Origin of the sequence: Pseudoalteromonas sp. Z9A5 (assembly GCF_011378875.1) — a bacterium.
Lineage (GTDB): Bacteria > Pseudomonadota > Gammaproteobacteria > Enterobacterales > Alteromonadaceae > Pseudoalteromonas.
The window spans coordinates 180,492-182,892 of the sequence record NZ_WTLC01000004.1; the positions used below are offsets into that span (position 1 = coordinate 180,492).

Below are 2,401 nucleotides of genomic sequence, written 5' to 3' on the forward strand. Positions count from 1 at the left end.
CATAACAGCACTAAAGCTTGCGGCAAAAGCAGGTGAGGCAATTTTTAGGCTGGGGCGAGAGCCTGAAAAAGAGCAGCGTATCGTGATTGACGACATATTAGACGCTACCTACAACGGCAAAGGTATGTTGTGGGAAGGTGGGTTTTTGCATGCAGGTCGTTGGCAACAAGCCTTTTTTTGTGCGGCAATTGTCCGTGACCAAGCAGCGATGGATAGTTTAGTGAAGTTTCCTGTGTCTGTAATGCGTCAGTGCTCGACCACAAGCAGTGAAGCCGAGTACGCACTTGTTGAATTAATCCAAGGTATACACCGCCGAGTATCAAATGATGAGGGTTTAGCTTTACTAGGTAAAGCGTTAGAAGAGGTTAAATTAGAAACCAAAGACCCGTGGGTCAGCTATTGCACCAACGGAAAAACTGACTTTATTCTTACCTTTATAATGAAAGAAAAAGGCAGTCCAAGTACGGCATTAGCAGATGCATTGAATGATAGCTGGGAGTACCATGAGCGATTCTTAGATAAAGGTTACCAACAAACTGATTTTTATATGCCTATCCCGTTATTAGGTTTAGCGTGTATGGCAAAAGACCTTGGTAAAGAAGTAAACGTGCGATCAGACTTTATCCCGCAGTTTTATATTGATGGCGATTACCTGTAATTTCACCCAAACCGCCCCATAAACCGACACAATTTAAAGGAATAACCATGATAAACATAACACGTGAGTATGAGAGCATAGAACTTGAAGACAATATCGAACGATTTGAGCGGATGTATAATCATTCACTCAAAAGTTTACCAATTAAACGAGATAATTTAATAAGTTTTTTTGGCGATGCAATCACAATCTGCCAATGGTGGTCGTTTGATTTAACGGATGAAAACAAGCAAAAATCAATAACCGCATTAAAGCTTGCTGCAAAAGCCGGTGAAGCTTTTTTTAGGCTAGGTCGAGAGCCTGAAAAAGAGCAGCGTATCGTGATTGACGATATATTAGATGCCACCTACAACGGCAAAGGGATGTTGTGGGAAGGTGGATTTTTATCTGGGGCAGATTGGCAAAAAGCCTTTTTTTGTGCGGCAATTGTCCGTGACCAAGATGCGATGGACAGTTTAGCGAAGTTCCCTGTATCTGTAATGCGCCAGTGCTCTACCACAAACAGTGAAGCCGAGTATGCACTTGTTGAATTAATTCAAACAATTCACCGTCGAATACCTCGTGATGAATGTTTAGAGGTTCTTCGCACGGCGTTAGCAGAGTTGGATAAAGAAAGCGCAACAGACATGTGGGTTAACTATTGCACCGGTGGAAAAACAGGCTTTATTCTTGCCTTTATGATGGATGGAGAGGTCACCCCGAGTACGGCATTAGCAAATGCATTAACTGATAGCTGGGATTACTGTGAGCGCTATCGTGATTTAGAAGGATACCAACAACCTAATTTTTACATGCCAATTGTCTTACTAGGTTTAGCGTGTATGGCAAAAGACCTTGGTAAAGAAGTAAACGTACAATCAGATTTTATCCCGCAGTTTTATATTGATGGCGACTATTTATAGTTTTGCCTCAGTACCCAAAACCATCAACTAAACAGATTTAATTTAAAGGAATAAATATGATAACCATAACACGTGATTATGAATCTATAGAACTTGAAGATAATATTGAAAGTTTTGAAGATGATTATAATCACTCGATTGAATGCTTACCTATAAAAAGAGATAATTTAATTTATTTATTGGGAGATGCAATTACAATCTGCCAATGGTGGTCGTTTGATTTAACCGAGGAAAACAAGCAAAAATCAATAACCGCATTAAAGCTTGCGGCAAAAGCAGGTGAGGCTATTTTTAGGCTAGGTCGAGAGCCTGAAATAGAGCAGCGTATTGTGATTGACGATATATTAGATGCCACCTACAACGGCAAAGGTTTGTTATGTGAAGGTGGGTTTTTGAGTGCCATTCGCTGGCAAGAAGCCTTTTTTTGCGCAGCAATAGTACGAGATAAAGCCGTTATGGACAGTTTAGTACAATTTCCTGTATCACTAATGCGCCAGTGCTCTACTAAAAGCCTTGAAGCTGAGTATTTATTAGTGGAGTTAATACAGTGTATTCACCGCCGTGAGCAATTCGAAACATTCATGATGCATTTAACAAATGCAGGTAAAGAAATAACAAGTGATGAAAAAAAGCACCCTTGGGTCGAGTATGGCTCGGGAGCAAAATTTGATTTTATCATTGCCTTTATGCTTAAAGATAAAGAAGCACCGAAGGATCCAAGTGAGGCATTAGCAAGCGCATTGACTGAATACTGGAACTATCATGAACGTCATTGTGACAAAGGATATCAACAACCTCGTTTTTATATGCCCATACCATTATTAGGCTTAGCGTGTATGGC

3 protein-coding genes are annotated in these 2,401 nt (G+C 40.4%); all 3 read left to right on the forward strand.

Annotated features, from left to right (window positions below):
* Positions 1-658, forward strand: a 658-nt coding sequence (locus tag GQR56_RS04260; RefSeq protein WP_166109274.1) for an immunity 49 family protein, incomplete at its 5' end; no start/stop codon positions are given.
* Positions 659-705: 47 nt separating this feature from the next.
* Positions 706-1,560, forward strand: a complete 855-nt coding sequence (locus tag GQR56_RS04265; RefSeq protein ID WP_166109269.1) for an immunity 49 family protein — start codon at positions 706-708, stop codon at positions 1,558-1,560.
* A gap of 56 nt (positions 1,561-1,616) precedes the next feature.
* Positions 1,617-2,401 (forward strand): immunity 49 family protein (locus GQR56_RS04270; RefSeq protein WP_166109270.1); only part of this gene is annotated, 785 nt, incomplete at its 3' end.

Bases quoted from the DNA above. Each gene is read 5' to 3' on its own strand.
- GQR56_RS04265 (WP_166109269.1), top strand. From the start codon at position 706: ATGATAAACATAACACGTGAGTATGAGAGCATAGAACTTGAAGACAAT.